General features: G+C 49.4%; 14 protein-coding genes and 1 rRNA gene. 13 read left to right on the top strand and 2 right to left on the bottom strand.

Features of this window, described 5'->3' with window-relative positions; all coding sequences use genetic code 11:
* Positions 1–3 precede the first annotated feature (3 nt).
* From prmA to OGX96_RS03545, 6 genes are all read left to right on the top strand, one after another.
* A complete protein-coding gene (gene prmA / locus OGX96_RS03570) occupies positions 4–885 on the top strand; it encodes a 50S ribosomal protein L11 methyltransferase (RefSeq protein WP_003025221.1) in 882 nt (293 codons plus the stop codon).
* Positions 886–1,055: 170 nt separating this feature from the next.
* A complete protein-coding gene (locus tag OGX96_RS03565; RefSeq protein WP_286582272.1) occupies positions 1,056–1,790 on the top strand; it encodes a carbonic anhydrase in 735 nt (244 codons plus the stop codon).
* A gap of 298 nt (positions 1,791–2,088) precedes the next feature.
* Positions 2,089–3,054 (top strand): tRNA dihydrouridine synthase DusB, encoded by a 966-nt coding sequence (gene dusB, locus OGX96_RS03560; protein ID WP_008785970.1) that lies wholly within the window; start codon positions 2,089–2,091, stop codon positions 3,052–3,054.
* A 25-nt stretch (positions 3,055–3,079) separates the two neighbouring features.
* The gene (gene fis, locus OGX96_RS03555) at positions 3,080–3,376 is read left to right on the top strand and encodes a DNA-binding transcriptional regulator Fis (protein ID WP_000462905.1); all 297 of its coding nucleotides are present in this window, start codon (positions 3,080–3,082) and stop codon (positions 3,374–3,376) included.
* Positions 3,377–3,464: 88 nt separating this feature from the next.
* Positions 3,465–4,349, top strand: coding sequence for an adenine-specific DNA-methyltransferase (yhdJ, locus tag OGX96_RS03550; RefSeq protein WP_198801874.1), 885 nt, complete (start codon positions 3,465–3,467; stop codon positions 4,347–4,349).
* Positions 4,350–4,431: 82 nt separating this feature from the next.
* Positions 4,432–4,596 carry a DUF2556 family protein gene (locus OGX96_RS03545; protein WP_003025279.1) on the top strand — a complete coding sequence of 55 codons (165 nt, stop codon included), beginning with the start codon at positions 4,432–4,434 and terminating at the stop codon, positions 4,594–4,596.
* A gap of 46 nt (positions 4,597–4,642) precedes the next feature.
* Here OGX96_RS03545 and envR read toward each other — a convergent pair whose 3' ends face one another.
* Entirely contained in the window at positions 4,643–5,299 is a 657-nt protein-coding gene (gene envR / locus OGX96_RS03540; protein ID WP_008785973.1) for an acrEF/envCD operon transcriptional regulator, read from the bottom strand.
* Positions 5,300–5,712: 413 nt separating this feature from the next.
* Here envR and OGX96_RS03535 point away from each other — a divergent pair, with 413 nt between their 5' ends.
* The 7 genes from OGX96_RS03535 to OGX96_RS03505 all read left to right on the top strand — a co-directional run bounded on the left by OGX96_RS03535 (position 5,713) and on the right by OGX96_RS03505 (position 15,106).
* The gene (locus tag OGX96_RS03535) at positions 5,713–6,873 is read left to right on the top strand and encodes an efflux RND transporter periplasmic adaptor subunit (RefSeq protein ID WP_198801723.1); all 1,161 of its coding nucleotides are present in this window, start codon (positions 5,713–5,715) and stop codon (positions 6,871–6,873) included.
* An 11-nt stretch (positions 6,874–6,884) separates the two neighbouring features.
* Positions 6,885–9,998, top strand: a complete 3,114-nt coding sequence (locus OGX96_RS03530; protein ID WP_008785975.1) for an efflux RND transporter permease subunit — start codon at positions 6,885–6,887, stop codon at positions 9,996–9,998.
* A gap of 270 nt (positions 9,999–10,268) precedes the next feature.
* Positions 10,269–10,490 (top strand): lipoprotein, encoded by a 222-nt coding sequence (locus tag OGX96_RS03525; protein WP_003025292.1) that lies wholly within the window; start codon positions 10,269–10,271, stop codon positions 10,488–10,490.
* Positions 10,491–10,950: 460 nt separating this feature from the next.
* Positions 10,951–11,976 (top strand): amino acid ABC transporter substrate-binding protein, encoded by a 1,026-nt coding sequence (locus tag OGX96_RS03520; protein WP_008785976.1) that lies wholly within the window; start codon positions 10,951–10,953, stop codon positions 11,974–11,976.
* 69 nt (positions 11,977–12,045) lie between these two features.
* On the top strand, positions 12,046–13,227 hold the full coding sequence (locus tag OGX96_RS03515; protein ID WP_079934965.1) for an amino acid ABC transporter permease: 1,182 nt from the start codon (positions 12,046–12,048) through the stop codon (positions 13,225–13,227).
* A 9-nt stretch (positions 13,228–13,236) separates the two neighbouring features.
* A complete protein-coding gene (locus OGX96_RS03510; RefSeq protein ID WP_191227193.1) occupies positions 13,237–14,340 on the top strand; it encodes an amino acid ABC transporter permease in 1,104 nt (367 codons plus the stop codon).
* Positions 14,341–14,347: 7 nt separating this feature from the next.
* Positions 14,348–15,106: an amino acid ABC transporter ATP-binding protein gene (locus tag OGX96_RS03505; RefSeq protein WP_003025300.1), complete on the top strand. Its 759-nt coding sequence runs from the start codon at positions 14,348–14,350 to the stop codon at positions 15,104–15,106.
* A 118-nt stretch (positions 15,107–15,224) separates the two neighbouring features.
* Here OGX96_RS03505 and rrf read toward each other — a convergent pair.
* Positions 15,225–15,306, bottom strand: a 5S ribosomal RNA gene (rrf, locus tag OGX96_RS22655); the annotation flags it as partial.

Genomic DNA, 15,306 nt, shown 5'->3' with positions numbered 1-15,306 from the left:
GCCATGCCATGGATCCAACTGAAACTGAACACGACCGGTGCCAACGCTGAAGAGTTGAGCGATGCGCTAATGGAAGCGGGCTCCGTTTCCATTACTTTCCAGGATACGCATGATACGCCGGTATTTGAACCTCTGCCGGGCGAGACTCGCCTGTGGGGTGATACCGACGTTATCGGCTTGTTCGATGCAGAAACCGACATGAAAGAAGTAGTTGCTATCCTGGAACAGCATCCGCTGCTGGGTGAAGGCTTCGCGCATAAAATCGAACAGCTCGAAGACAAAGACTGGGAACGCGAATGGATGGATAACTTCCACCCGATGCGCTTTGGTGAACGTCTGTGGATTTGCCCAAGCTGGCGCGATGTCCCGGATGAGAATGCTGTCAACGTGATGCTGGACCCGGGTCTGGCGTTTGGTACAGGCACGCACCCCACTACCTCTCTGTGCCTGCAATGGCTGGACGGTCTTGATCTTAACGGTAAAACGGTTATCGACTTTGGCTGCGGCTCCGGCATTCTTGCCATTGCGGCGCTGAAGCTGGGTGCGGCGAAAGCCATTGGCGTGGATATCGATCCGCAAGCGATTCAGGCCAGCCGTGATAACGCCCAGCGTAATGGTGTTTCTGAGCGTCTGGAGCTTTATCTGCCGAAAGACCAGCCAGAGGCGATGAAAGCCGACGTGGTGGTCGCCAACATCCTTGCTGGCCCATTACGTGAACTGGCTCCGTTAATCAGCGTACTGCCCGTTGAGGGCGGTTTGCTGGGGCTTTCTGGTATTCTTGCCAGCCAGGCGGAAAGCGTCTGTGAAGCCTATGCCGATCTCTTTACGCTCGATCCGGTTATCGAGAAAGAAGAGTGGTGTCGCATTACCGGCCAGAAAAAATAATCCCTTCCGGCGTGGTTATCTGACCACGCCATTTTCAGACAATTGACCAGCATACCGACACTTTCCTCAGCGATATAATAATCAATTGATTTTGTTATTTTTTATATTGATTCTCGTTGAGTAAACGTATGCGTTTCAACTGTTTTACAACAACTTTGCTGGCAGCATGCATGATGCCACTGACCACGCTGGCCGTACCATGGGGATATACCGAAGAAAACGGCCCCGCACGGTGGGGAGAAATCAGCAAAGCGTATGCAACGTGCCAGACAGGCATAAACCAATCCCCCATAGACATCCAGACCACCACAACCAGTAAACTCGGTCTCCCCGCGCTGAACATGCAGTACGTCGATGGCCCAACTAGATTTCGGAGCATTAACCATACGTTGCAGGCAACGATGAGTAGCTACGCATCTAATTCTATTGAAATTGATGAAACGCTTTATTATTTAAAACAATTTGATTTTCATGCCCCGAGCGAACATACCCTCAACGGTAAAACCTATCCGCTGGAGCTGCAGCTGGTCCACAAAAATCAATCCGGAGACATCGCTATCATGGCGGTTATGTTTGATATCGGCGAACCAAACCAGGCGATTCAAAATTTGTGGGAGTCCTTTCCAACCATGGAGGACAGCAGCATGGCCATCTTCTCGCCGGTCGATATCCACCAGCTTTTACCCGACAATAAAACCTACTGGCGCTACCGTGGTTCGTTAACAACGCCTCCCTGCACCGAAGGCGTCACCTGGACTATCCTGAAAACGCCTGTTGCTCTTTCTGCCGAACAGATGGATAAATTCCACTACATTGTTGGGACGGCAAACAATCGCCCGCTGCAGCCGTTGAATGAACGCAAGATTACGGACAGCTATTCTGGGGATACCGAGATCCTGTACTAAAATGAGGTAGCGATCACACAATGACGAGGTAATTTGCTGATTAATTCAGCAGAATATCTTGTCAGTACCGTCTGCAGCTGAAGAAAAAATGAGAAGTTACGCAAAATTATATGTGTATATAAAATCGACACATTTTTATAATACGATGATTTATATGATTAAATATTTTCATGCGTTCACATTTACGGCAATTCATTGATCCACCTCAGTGGATTGGTCAAAGTTTGGCCTTTCATCTCGTGCGAAAAATGCGTAATATACGCCGCCTTGCAGTCACAGTATGGTCATTTCTTAACTCATGCGCATCGGACAATACCAGCTCAGAAATCGCCTGATCGCAGCACCTATGGCTGGCATCACTGACAGACCATTCAGGACGCTGTGCTATGAGATGGGAGCAGGATTGACAGTATCCGAGATGATGTCTTCTAACCCGCAGGTTTGGGAAAGTGACAAGTCTCGTTTACGGATGGTGCACGTTGATGAGCCAGGAATTCGCACGGTGCAAATTGCCGGTAGCGACCCTGTTGAGATGGCCGATGCCGCACGTATTAACGTGGAAAGCGGCGCCCAGATTATTGATATCAATATGGGGTGTCCGGCTAAAAAAGTGAATCGCAAGCTCGCAGGTTCAGCCCTCTTGCAGTACCCGGATTTAGTGAAATCGATACTAACCGAGGTCGTCAATGCAGTGGACGTTCCTGTCACACTCAAGATTCGCACCGGCTGGGCTCCGGAACACCGTAACTGCGTAGAGATTGCCCAACTGGCTGAAGACTGTGGCATTCAGGCTCTGACCATTCATGGACGCACCCGCGCCTGTTTGTTCAATGGAGATGCTGAGTACGACAGTATTCGGGCAGTTAAGCAGAAAGTTTCCATTCCGATTATCGCGAATGGCGACATTACTGACCCGCATAAAGCCAGAGCTGTACTCGACTATACGGGGGCGGATGCCCTGATGATAGGACGTGCAGCTCAGGGAAGACCCTGGATCTTTCGGGAAATCCAGCATTATCTGGACACTGGGGAGCTGCTGCCCCCGCTGCCTCTGGCAGAGGTGAAGCGCTTGCTTTGTGCGCACATTCGGGAACTGCACGACTTTTATGGTCAGGCAAAAGGGTACCGAATTGCGCGTAAACACGTATCCTGGTATCTCCAGGAACACGCTCCGGATGACCAGTTTCGGCGCACATTCAACGCCATTGAAGATTCCAGCGAACAGCTGGCGGCGTTGGAGGCATACTTCGAAAATTTTGCGTAAACAGAAATAAAGAGCTGACAGAACTATGTTCGAACAACGCGTAAATTCTGACGTACTGACCGTTTCTACCGTTAACTCTCAGGACCAGGTAACTCAAAAGCCCCTGCGTGACTCGGTTAAACAGGCACTGAAGAACTATTTTGCTCAATTGAATGGTCAGGATGTGAATGATCTCTATGAGCTGGTACTGGCTGAAGTAGAACAGCCCCTGTTGGACATGGTGATGCAATACACCCGCGGTAACCAGACCCGTGCTGCCCTGATGATGGGCATCAACCGTGGTACGCTGCGTAAAAAACTGAAAAAATACGGCATGAACTGATACTAATCAGTTAAATGTTTGTTTTAAAAGGCGCTACTCGGCATGGGGAAGCGCCTTTTTTATTGACGCCACACGGGAGGCTTTGGCGATGAACGCGAGATGTGAACCTGTCTATTTTGGCGATGAATCTAAAAAGATAATCCTGGGCGATGCGCTAACTGAACTGAAAAAACTGCCGTCTGAAAGCGTCGAACTCATTTTTGCTGACCCTCCTTATAACATCGGGAAAGACTTTGACGGGATGGTTGAATCCTGGGACGAAGAGAACTTTCTGGCGTGGTTGTTTGAGTGCATCGACGAGTGCCATCGCATCCTCAAACCACACGGCACCATGTACATCATGAACAGTACGGAGAACATGCCGTACATCGACCTCAAATGCCGCCCGCTTTTTACCATCAAGAGTCGTATCGTGTGGTCATACGATAGCTCAGGGGTACAGGCCAAAAATTACTTTGGTTCGATGTATGAACCGATCCTGATGATGGTAAAAGATCAGAAAAACTACACATTTAATCGTGACGATATTCTGGTTGAAGCCAAAACTGGCGCTAAACGCGCGCTAATAGACTACAGAAAAAACCCGCCGCAGCCCTACAATCAGAAAAAAGTGCCGGGCAATGTCTGGGAGTTCCCACGCGTACGCTATCTGATGGACGAATACGAAAACCACCCCACCCAGAAACCCAAAGCCCTCCTGGAGCGTATAATTCTGGCGTCCTCGAACCCAGATGACAAGGTACTGGATCCGTTTGCCGGCAGCTTCACCACCGGAGCTACCGCCGTGGAATTGGGTCGCAAGTTTGTCGGGATTGAGATCAATACTGAATACGTAAAAATGGGGCTCAGAAGACTGAGTATCGGTTCTCATTTTTCAGAAATTGAGCTTGCCAAGGTGAAAAAACGTAAGACAAAAAACCTGTCTAAAAAGAGTCGATTGACGGCAAAGAGTGGCGATCTTTCAACAAAGTAAAGGCATTGTAAGTCTGCTTTTCAGCTTAAAAATTTCGTGTATATTCCCTGCACACTTGGGCATGAATACACAGGGTTTAGGAATGATTCGCAAGTATTGGTGGCTGGTTGTTTTTGCGGTCTTCGTTTTTCTTTTTGATGCGCTGCTCATCCAATGGATAGAGCTGATGACAACAGAGCACGACAAGTGCCGGAATATGAACTCAGTGAATCCCCTTAAGCTGGTCAACTGCGTCGACCTCGAATAGCACCTCAGATAACACTTCGACAGCCGTCAGCCTCTGGCGGTAAAAACTATCCGACCTGGTTTTCACTCTGCATTAATTGCATGACGCTACCGTCTGGGCTTAACATTTTTAGTACATTATCAACTAATACTGGAGCTTGCCCATATAGATCATAACTCACTGGATTCATTAACCAGTTTTTTATAATTCCGCTAAAACTACCGTGCAGAATAATGATGATGACATCTAAATCAAGAGTGGTGGCAATCAGATTGTCATCGACACACTTTTGCAGGGAATCACGAATGCTTTGATGACTGATACCTATTTTATCGCGAATATCCTGCTCAGATATCATATCGTTATGAAATTCACACTTATGATATAAAATCTGCATTAATGCCTGCTGACGAGGGTTCTCTGCAATATATTGTAACCCCACCACAAACTTTTCTCGCAATCGCTGTAAAGGGTTATCACCCCAACGACCAATTAGCTTGTCCTGAATAAGATCGCGTAAAGGTGGTTGTTGTAACCATAGCTCATTAAACAATTGAGTTTTATTTTCGAAATGCCAATAGAGCGCGCCACGCGTCACGCTGGCGGCATCCGCAATGTCGTTTAGCGTCGTATTGCTTACGCCACGTGCGGCAAACTGTACAATTGCCGTTTCTATCAGGTGCTGCCGCGTTTTGAGGGCATCAGCTTTCGTTTTTCTGGCCATGGTTCCGACTGTCTGAGGTAGAGTAGAGAATGATTAACTTTCTTATCTAATATTTGCGATACGGAACAAATGTATCACTTAGCATTTATTTAAACGAGTTCTAAAAAATATTATTACGGACTTTGCACACGAATAAACAAAACGAATACCAACAAACAATATATTCACAAACCAAATGCTTATTTCAATTTGTGTTTATGCGAATCATAGTATTGCTATTAACACCACAATGAAACAGCTGTCGATTAATCTTTTTTTGCTTTTACGTGCCGTGTATCGTGCCTATAAATAAGTATTGCTTACATCGCAAGCTAATAATTTGTAGGATAGCCAACTATTATTTTTCTTGTGCACGTTATCGCCCCCTGCGTTACCCGGTTAATAACGAGCGTTCGCTTTTTTAAGGAATAGAAATGACGAAAAATGCCAGGTTTTCACTCCTGCCCTCATTCATCATCGTCTCCGCTGCATTACTCGCCGGTTGTAACGATCAGGGAGAAACACAAGCTCATCCCGCAGAACCGCAGGTGACTGTCCATGTCGTCGAAAAGGCTCCTTTAGCCGTAACGACCGAATTACCCGGGCGCACAACGGCATTCCGAATTGCAGAAGTTCGTCCCCAGGTCAGCGGGATAGTGCTTAAACGGAATTTCACTGAGGGAAGCGATATTGAAGCCGGACAGTCACTTTATCAGATCGATCCCGCGACTTATCAGGCTGACTATGACAGCGCCAAAGGTGAACTGGCGAAGAGTGAAGCGGCGGCTGCAATCGCGCATTTAACGGTGAAACGCTATGTGCCGTTGGTTGGCACCAAGTACATCAGCCAGCAAGAGTACGATCAGGCAATTGCTGATGCTCGTCAGGCCGATGCCTCCGTGATCGCGGCAAAAGCGGCGGTCGAAAGCGCGCGTATCAATCTGGCCTACACCAAAGTGACATCGCCAATTAGCGGACGCATCGGTAAATCTAACGTCACCGAAGGTGCATTAGTCACGAATGGCCAGGCTACTGAGCTTGCTACCGTTCAACAGCTCGATCCCATTTACGTCGACGTGACACAGTCCAGTAACGACTTTATGCGCCTCAAACAGTCCGTTGAACAAGGGAGTCTGCATAAAGACAGCGCCAGCAGTACTGTCGAACTGGTGATGGAAAATGGTCAGTCATACCCGCTAAAAGGCTCTTTGCAGTTTTCTGATGTGACGGTTGATGAAAGCACCGGATCAATCACCCTCAGAGCCGTGTTCCCTAACCCACAGCACACGCTGTTGCCGGGCATGTTTGTGCGCGCACGCATTGATGAAGGCGTCCAGCCGAATGCCATTCTCGTTCCGCAGCAGGGGGTAACGCGTACGCCTCGCGGTGATGCCACCGTAATGGTCGTTAACGACAAGAGTCAGGTTGAGTCTCGCGCAGTCGTTGCCGCACAAGCTATTGGTGACAAGTGGCTCATCAGCGAAGGCCTGCAATCGGGTGACAAAGTTATCGTGAGTGGCTTACAGAAAGCACGTCCAGGCGTTCAGGTTAAAGCAACCGCCGATACCGAAACCCCTGCCACGAAAGCCCAATAAGGTAACCGGACATGGCTAACTTTTTTATCAGGCGTCCTATCTTTGCCTGGGTATTGGCTATCATTCTGATGATGGCGGGTGCTCTGGCAATCATGCAACTGCCCGTGGCACAGTACCCGACCATTGCGCCTCCTGCGGTCGCCATTTCGGCCACCTATCCTGGTGCGGATGCACAGACGGTTCAGGATACAGTCACACAGGTTATCGAACAGAATATGAATGGTATCGATAACCTGATGTATATGTCCTCCACCAGCGACTCGGCCGGGAGTGTGACTATTACACTGACTTTCCAGTCCGGTACCGATCCCGATATCGCGCAAGTGCAGGTGCAAAATAAACTGCAGCTCGCCACTCCGCTACTGCCGCAAGAAGTTCAGCAGCAAGGGATCAGCGTCGAGAAATCCAGCAGCAGCTTTTTGATGGTTGCGGGTTTTGTTTCTGACAACCCACAAACCACACAGGATGACATTTCCGATTACGTCGCCTCGAACGTTAAAGACTCAATCAGCCGTCTGAATGGCGTGGGTGACGTGCAGCTGTTTGGTGCACAGTACGCCATGCGCATCTGGCTGGATGCAAACTTATTGAACAAATATCAGCTCACGCCGGTTGATGTGATCAATCAGTTGAAGGTACAGAACGATCAGATTGCCGCAGGTCAGTTAGGAGGGACGCCTGCATTACCTAACCAGCAGCTTAACGCTTCTATCATTGCGCAAACGCGACTGAAAGACCCTGAAGAGTTCGGCAAAGTGACTTTACGCGTGAACAGCGATGGTTCGGTTGTTCACCTGAAAGACGTCGCGCGTATCGAGTTAGGCGGGGAAAACTACAACGTCGTGGCGCGTATTAACGGTAAGCCTGCATCCGGCCTTGGGATCAAGCTGGCAACTGGGGCAAACGCGCTGGATACCGCGAACGCTATTAAAGCCAAGCTGGTTGAACTGCAACCATTCTTCCCGCAGGGAATGAAGGTGGTCTACCCGTACGACACGACGCCATTTGTGACCATCTCCATTCATGAAGTGGTAAAAACACTGTTTGAAGCGATCGTGCTGGTGTTCCTGGTCATGTATTTGTTCCTGCAAAACATCCGGGCAACGCTCATTCCGACCATCGCCGTACCTGTCGTATTGTTGGGCACATTTGCCGTGCTTGCTGCGTTTGGCTACTCAATAAACACCCTGACGATGTTCGGCATGGTGCTCGCCATCGGTCTATTGGTCGATGATGCGATAGTGGTGGTGGAAAACGTGGAACGCGTGATGATGGAGGATCATCTGCCGCCCAAAGAGGCGACGGAAAAATCCATGTCACAAATACAGGGAGCACTGGTTGGTATCGCCATGGTGCTGTCTGCGGTATTTATCCCGATGGCCTTCTTTGGCGGTTCAACCGGGGCTATCTATCGGCAGTTTTCCATCACCATCGTTTCCGCCATGGCGCTTTCAGTACTGGTCGCGCTGATCCTGACTCCCGCACTTTGTGCAACGTTGCTGAAGCCGGTATCAGCTGAACATCACGAGAAAAGAAGCGGTTTCTTTGGCTGGTTCAACGCCAAATTCGATCACAGCGTCAATCATTACACCAATAGCGTCAGCGGTATTGTGCGTAAAACTGGGCGTTACCTGGTCGTCTACCTGATAATCGTCATCGGGATGGCGGTGCTGTTTATGCGCCTGCCAACCTCCTTCCTGCCAGAGGAAGATCAGGGCGTCTTCCTGACGATGATTCAACTTCCTGCAGGCGCCACGCAAGAACGCACCCAGAAGGTGCTGGATCAGGTCACCCACTACTACCTGAACAATGAAAAAGCCAACGTTGAAAGCGTCTTTACGGTTAACGGCTTTAGCTTCAGCGGCCAGGGGCAAAACTCAGGGATGGCGTTCGTCAGCCTCAAGCCCTGGGAAGAACGTAGCGGTAACGAAAATAACGTTGAATCAATTATCGCCCGCGCTACCCGAGCGTTTAGTCAGATTCGTGATGGTCTGGTGTTCCCTTTCAACATGCCAGCCATCGTTGAACTGGGTACCGCGACGGGCTTCGACTTCGAGCTGATTGACCAGGGCGGGTTGGGGCATGCTGCGCTAACCCAGGCACGTAACCAACTGCTGGGCATGGTTGCCAAACACCCTGACCTGCTGGTTCGCGTGCGTCCAAACGGTCTCGAGGATACCGCACAGTTCAAGCTGGATGTCGATCAGGAAAAAGCTCAGGCCCTTGGCGTCTCGCTGTCCGATATTAATGAAACCATCTCCGCTGCGCTGGGTGGCTATTACGTCAATGACTTCATTGACCGTGGCCGCGTGAAAAAAGTGTACGTACAGGCCGATGCCAAATTCCGTATGTTGCCGGAAGACATCAATAATCTGTATGTTCGTAGCGCCAATGGCGAAATGGTTCCGTTCTCCACGTTCAGTTCCGCACACTGGATCTACGGCTCACCGCGCCTGGAGCGCTATAACGGTATGCCTTCTATGGAACTGCTGGGAGAAGCTGCGCCTGGCAGAAGTACCGGTGAAGCAATGGCGCTGATGGAAAGCCTGGCGGAAAAACTGCCAAACGGTATTGGTCATGACTGGACGGGGATGTCCTATCAGGAACGACTGTCGGGTAACCAGGCTCCTGCGCTGTATGCCATCTCGCTAATCGTTGTCTTCCTTTGCCTTGCCGCATTGTATGAAAGCTGGTCTATTCCTTTCTCGGTGATGCTGGTTGTACCGCTCGGTGTTGTGGGCGCATTGTTAGCAGCATCACTGCGTGGGATGAATAACGATGTGTATTTCCAGGTTGGCTTACTAACCACAATCGGCCTCTCGGCTAAGAACGCCATCCTGATCGTCGAGTTTGCCAAAGACCTGATGGATAAAGAAGGCAAGGGGTTGATTGAAGCGACGCTGGAGGCATCGCGCATGCGTCTTCGTCCTATCCTGATGACATCCCTGGCCTTTATTCTGGGGGTTATGCCTCTGGTTATCAGTCACGGTGCAGGTAGTGGTGCGCAGAATGCGGTCGGTACCGGTGTTATGGGAGGAATGCTGACCGCAACATTGTTGGCTATCTTCTTCGTCCCCGTCTTCTTTGTTGTCGTAAGACGGCGTTTTAGTCGGCACAACGATTAATTTGTAAAATAAAGGCGTCTACGGACGCCTTTTTCACCTACGATGCTCCTCTTTATTTATTAGTAAGATAGCCATTTATTTCATTTAAACTATCCCTCTAAACTCGCCTGCAGCCTTTCTTTTTATCCATTATTTTTACAATCCACATGAATTGAGATTATTCCTCATGTCAGTCCTTTTTTAAGAAGTGGTAAAATAATCGCCGAGTTCGCAGATGGCTTAGCGTTTGTCTTTGCTTAATTAGCGAAACGCTTATTTTGAGGTAACACCATGAAAAGATTAATATCCGTTGCACTGCTTACCGCATTCCTGGCTGGCTGTGCACACGATTCTCCTTGCGTACCTGTATACGACGATCAGGGACGCCTGGTTCATACCAATACCTGTATGAAAGGCACCACCCAGGATAACTGGGAAACAGCCGGAGCCATCGCCGGTGGTGCTGCAGCCGTTGCCGGACTGACGCTTGGGATTGTCGCCCTGACCAAATAAATCATATTAAAAGCGCGGTTATTACCGCGCTTTTAGCAATAAGCATAAAATCTACATATAAGACAAAACGTTGCTTAATAGAACCTGACATGTAATAAAATTATTATAGATTTCACTCACACATCCGCGATTTGAAATTAGCATTTTTTCTGTTTTTCGTAACACCACATTTTCTTTTCATTATTCTCACGTCATTAATATTAACGCCAGAAATCGTTATCACGCGTCCTGTCTGATTTTTAAATTTTTTGCGCCGAAATGTGGCTTACGTTTCAATTTTGCACCACTTCAGGGCGCTGCATTTATTTTTTCCTGTCTACACTCTGCATATTGCGTCGAATAATCAGGCGCAAAAAACTGGCACTACCTTTGCTTAAAAGAGTATGGCCAAAGCCACAGACAGGTAAAAGACGTTTTCAGAACGTTTCCATAACAATAATTCCTCCACACAGGATGCTCTATGAAAAAGATGATAATCGCCAGCCTGGCTGCGGCCGGTGTGCTGCTTGCTGTTGCAAATCAGGCACATGCCGGCGCAACACTTGATGCCGTAAAGAAAAAAGGGTTTGTGCAATGTGGGATCAGCGACGGCTTGCCTGGCTTTTCTTACGCCGATGCAAGCGGCAAGTTCTCGGGTATTGATGTTGATGTATGTCGTGGCGTTGCCTCCGCCGTATTTGGCGATGATAGCAAAGTAAAATATACCCCGCTCACCGCCAAGGAACGCTTTACCGCATTACAGTCTGGTGAAGTCGACATGCTCTCTCGTAATACCACGTGGACCTCTTCTCGTGATGCCGGTATGGGCATGTCCTTCACTGGTGTAACGTATTACGACGGCATTGGTTTTCTTACCCACAATAAAGCAGGCCTGAAGAGCGCTAAAGAGCTGGATGGTGCAACGGTCTGTATTCAGGCGGGAACCGATACCGAACTAAACGTGGCCGACTACTTTAAAGCCAACAAGATGAAGTACACCCCCGTCACCTTTGACCGTTCGGATGAATCAGCCAAAGCTCTGGAATCTGGACGTTGCGATACGCTGGCTTCCGACCAGTCTCAGCTGTATGCCCTACGCATCAAGCTGAGCAATCCTGCGGAATGGATCGTCCTGCCAGAAGTTATTTCTAAAGAACCGCTGGGACCTGTCGTACGTCGCGGGGACGATGAGTGGTTCTCCATTGTTCGCTGGACACTGTTCGCCATGCTAAATGCGGAAGAAATGGGTGTTAACTCGAAAAACGTCGATGAAAAAGCGGCTAATCCAGCAACACCGGATATGGCACACCTGTTGGGTAAAGAAGGGGATTATGGCAAGGATCTGAAGCTTGATAACAAATGGGCCTACAACATTATCAAGCAAGTTGGTAACTATTCGGAGATCTTTGAACGTAACGTTGGATCGGAAAGTCCGCTGAAGATCAAACGTGGACAGAACAACCTCTGGAATAACGGTGGCATTCAGTATGCGCCACCGGTGCGCTAATGCGTAGTGATGTAACGGGCGCCGCAACTGCGGCGCTCAGCCCAGAGTCATAGTTACTGAGGTTTTCTTATGTTCCATCGCCGCTCAACCGTAAAAGGATCGTTATCCTTTTCTAACCCTGCGGTCCGCGCCTGGTTATTTCAAATACTCGCCGTCATTGCGGTTATCAGCATTGCGGTCTATCTCATTCATAACACGATAAATAACCTGAACAATAGCGGTATTACCTCGGGGTTTTCTTTTCTCGATCGCAGCGCCGGATTTGGCATTGTCCAGCATCTGATCGATTACGAGCAAGGCGATACGTATGGTCGTGTCTTTGTGGTCGGCCTGCTCAATACGCTGTTAGTTTCAGCACTGTGCATTGTTTTCGCATCAATTCTCGGTTTCTTTCTCGGGCTGGCACGCCTGTCAGATAACTGGTTATTGCGAAAGCTCTCGACGATCTACATCGAAACGTTCCGCAATATACCGCCGCTGCTGCAGATCTTCTTCTGGTATTTCGCCGTATTACGTAATCTGCCCGGCCCACGCCAGGCCGTTAACGCGCTGGATTTGATGTTCCTGAGTAACCGGGGGCTCTATATTCCGTCCCCGCAAATGGGAGAAGGTTTTTTTGCCTTTTGTACCGCTGTCGTTATCGCTATCGTCGTCACCATCGGATTATTTCGCTTCAACAGAATGCATCAGACCAAAACCGGTCAGCTACGTCGGACCTGGCCCACGGCTCTGGCGTTGATCGTACTTTTACCGGTGATTTCACAGTGGATGTTTGGCGCTGCGCTTCACTGGGATATTCCCGCGCTCCGTGGTTTTAACTTCCGTGGCGGTATGGTGCTTATTCCTGAACTGGCGGCACTGACTCTGGCGCTTTCGGTATATACCTCGGCATTTATTGCAGAAATTATTCGGGCGGGCATTCAGGCCGTTCCTTACGGCCAACATGAAGCCGCACGCTCGCTGGGTCTGCCAAATCCGGTGACGCTACGCCAGGTAATCATTCCACAGGCGCTACGCGTCATCATACCCCCACTGACCAGCCAGTACCTGAATATCGTCAAGAACTCTTCTCTTGCAGCCGCCATTGGCTACCCGGACATGGTTTCACTGTTTGCCGGCACGGTACTCAATCAAACAGGGCAAGCCATTGAAACGATCGCCATCACCATGTCGGTATACCTGATCATCAGTCTGAGTATTTCTTTGCTGATGAATATTTATAACCGCCGTATTGCACTGATTGAGCGCTAAGGAGCCATGATGACAAAAGCACTGCTGTCTCACCCCTCGCGCCAGCGCAGCAATCCGGCAAGCCGCTGTCTACTCTGGGTGCGTAAAAACCTGTTCTCCAGTTGGTCAAATAGCCTGCTCACCCTGCTATGCGTATGGCTGATTTGGTCATTTCTCCCGCCACTGTTGAACTGGGTATTCTTTCAGGCCAACTGGGTCGGTTCTACCCGGGCAGACTGTACCAAAGCCGGAGCCTGCTGGGTGTTCATCCATGAACGCTTCGGGCAATTCATGTATGGGCTTTATCCACACGATCAGCGTTGGCGCGTAAATCTGGCCCTGATAATTGGTCTGGCTTCTATTGTTCCGATGTTCTGGAAAACCATTCCCCACCGTGGCCGTTATATCGCTATCTGGGCAGTCATATATCCGATTGTCGTCTGGTGGCTGATGTACGGTGGTTTTTTCGGACTTGAACGCGTAGAAACCCGGCAGTGGGGCGGATTAACACTGACGCTTATTATTGCATCCGTGGGGATTGCAGGCGCGCTTCCATGGGGCATTTTACTGGCGTTGGGACGTCGTTCCCATATGCCAGTCGTGCGGGTTTTATCCGTCATTTTCATTGAGTTCTGGCGCGGTGTACCGTTGATTACCGTTCTGTTTATGTCCTCGGTCATGCTTCCTCTGTTTATGTCCGAAGGAACCAGTATCGACAAGCTTATCCGGGCGCTGGTCGGCGTTATTCTTTTCCAGTCGGCCTATGTCGCAGAAGTGGTTCGCGGAGGGTTACAGGCCCTACCGAAAGGTCAGTATGAGGCCGCGGAATCACTGGCGCTAGGGTACTGGAAAACTCAGGGGCTGGTCATTCTTCCGCAAGCCCTCAAGCTGGTTATCCCGGGTCTGGTTAACACGATTATCGCCCTGTTCAAGGATACCAGCCTGGTCATCATCATCGGTCTGTTTGATCTCTTCAGTAGCGTACAGCAGGCAACTGTGGACCCTGCGTGGCTGGGTATGTCGACAGAAGGATATGTTTTCGCTGCACTGATTTACTGGATCTTCTGTTTCAGTATGTCGCGTTACAGCCAACATCTGGAAAAACGTTTTAACACCGGGCGTACACCGCACTGAGGAATTTATGAGCCAATTATTAATGCCGTCTACCGACGCGATGATTACGCTGGAAAACGTCAACAAATGGTACGGACAGTTTCATGTCCTGAAAAACATCAACCTGAAGGTAAAACAAGGAGAGCGCATCGTATTATGCGGGCCTTCCGGTTCGGGTAAATCGACAACTATCCGCTGTATTAACCATCTGGAAGAACATCAGCAAGGACGCATAGTAGTGGATGGGATTGAGCTCAATGAAGACATCCGCAATATTGAGCGCGTCCGACAAGAAGTTGGCATGGTCTTTCAGCACTTTAATCTCTTTCCTCATTTGACTGTCTTGCAAAACTGCACGCTGGCGCCTATCTGGGTGCAAAAGATGCCGAAAAAAGAGGCTGAAGTACTGGCAATGCACTACCTTGAGCGGGTCCGCATTGCCGAACATGCACATAAATATCCCGGGCAAATCTCTGGTGGACAACAACAGCGCGTGGCCATTGCACGCTCGCTGTGTATGAAACCCAAAATCATGTTATTTGATGAACCCACATCAGCGTTGGATCCTGAAATGGTAAAAGAAGTGCTGGATACCATGATAGGTCTGGCGCAATCGGGCATGACCATGCTATGTGTAACCCATGAAATGGGCTTTGCCCGCACAGTCGCTGACCGGGTGATCTTTATGGATCTTGGCGAGATTGTGGAACAGGCACCACCGGATGAGTTTTTTGCTCACCCCAAATCGGAACGCACTCGCGCGTTTTTATCGCAGGTTATTCATTAAATATATATGCCGGATAAAGTTCCGGTGGATTTGTCCTCCTCAGGAGAACGCTCGCCGACAAACAACAGATAAAACAAAAGGCCCAGTCTTTCGACTGAGCCTTTCGCTTTTATTTGATGTCTGGCAGTTCCCTACTCTCGCATGGGGAGACCCCACACTACCATCGGCGCTACGGCGTTTCACTTCTGAGTTCGGCATGG

Source organism: Citrobacter sp. Cpo100 (genome assembly GCF_030332595.1).
Taxonomy (GTDB): domain Bacteria; phylum Pseudomonadota; class Gammaproteobacteria; order Enterobacterales; family Enterobacteriaceae; genus Citrobacter; species Citrobacter portucalensis.
Note: the sequence above shows the minus strand (reverse complement) of the source record. Positions and strands in the feature narration are given on the sequence as shown.

Excerpts from the sequence above, each read along its gene's own strand:
- OGX96_RS03505 (WP_003025300.1), top strand. The coding sequence starts at position 14,348 with ATGAGCCAATTATTAATGCCGTCTACCGACGCGATGATTACGCTGGAA.
- OGX96_RS03545 (WP_003025279.1), top strand. The coding sequence starts at position 4,432 with ATGATTCGCAAGTATTGGTGGCTGGTTGTTTTTGCGGTCTTCGTTTTT.
- OGX96_RS03515 (WP_079934965.1), top strand. The coding sequence starts at position 12,046 with ATGTTCCATCGCCGCTCAACCGTAAAAGGATCGTTATCCTTTTCTAAC.
- OGX96_RS03525 (WP_003025292.1), top strand. The coding sequence starts at position 10,269 with ATGAAAAGATTAATATCCGTTGCACTGCTTACCGCATTCCTGGCTGGC.
- prmA (WP_003025221.1), top strand. The coding sequence starts at position 4 with ATGCCATGGATCCAACTGAAACTGAACACGACCGGTGCCAACGCTGAA.
- OGX96_RS03530 (WP_008785975.1), top strand. The coding sequence starts at position 6,885 with ATGGCTAACTTTTTTATCAGGCGTCCTATCTTTGCCTGGGTATTGGCT.
- OGX96_RS03510 (WP_191227193.1), top strand. The coding sequence starts at position 13,237 with ATGACAAAAGCACTGCTGTCTCACCCCTCGCGCCAGCGCAGCAATCCG.
- fis (WP_000462905.1), top strand. The coding sequence starts at position 3,080 with ATGTTCGAACAACGCGTAAATTCTGACGTACTGACCGTTTCTACCGTT.
- OGX96_RS03565 (WP_286582272.1), top strand. The coding sequence starts at position 1,056 with ATGATGCCACTGACCACGCTGGCCGTACCATGGGGATATACCGAAGAA.
- OGX96_RS03535 (WP_198801723.1), top strand. The coding sequence starts at position 5,713 with ATGACGAAAAATGCCAGGTTTTCACTCCTGCCCTCATTCATCATCGTC.
- OGX96_RS03520 (WP_008785976.1), top strand. The coding sequence starts at position 10,951 with ATGAAAAAGATGATAATCGCCAGCCTGGCTGCGGCCGGTGTGCTGCTT.
- yhdJ (WP_198801874.1), top strand. The coding sequence starts at position 3,465 with ATGAACGCGAGATGTGAACCTGTCTATTTTGGCGATGAATCTAAAAAG.
- envR (WP_008785973.1), bottom strand. The coding sequence starts at position 5,299 with ATGGCCAGAAAAACGAAAGCTGATGCCCTCAAAACGCGGCAGCACCTG.
- dusB (WP_008785970.1), top strand. The coding sequence starts at position 2,089 with ATGCGCATCGGACAATACCAGCTCAGAAATCGCCTGATCGCAGCACCT.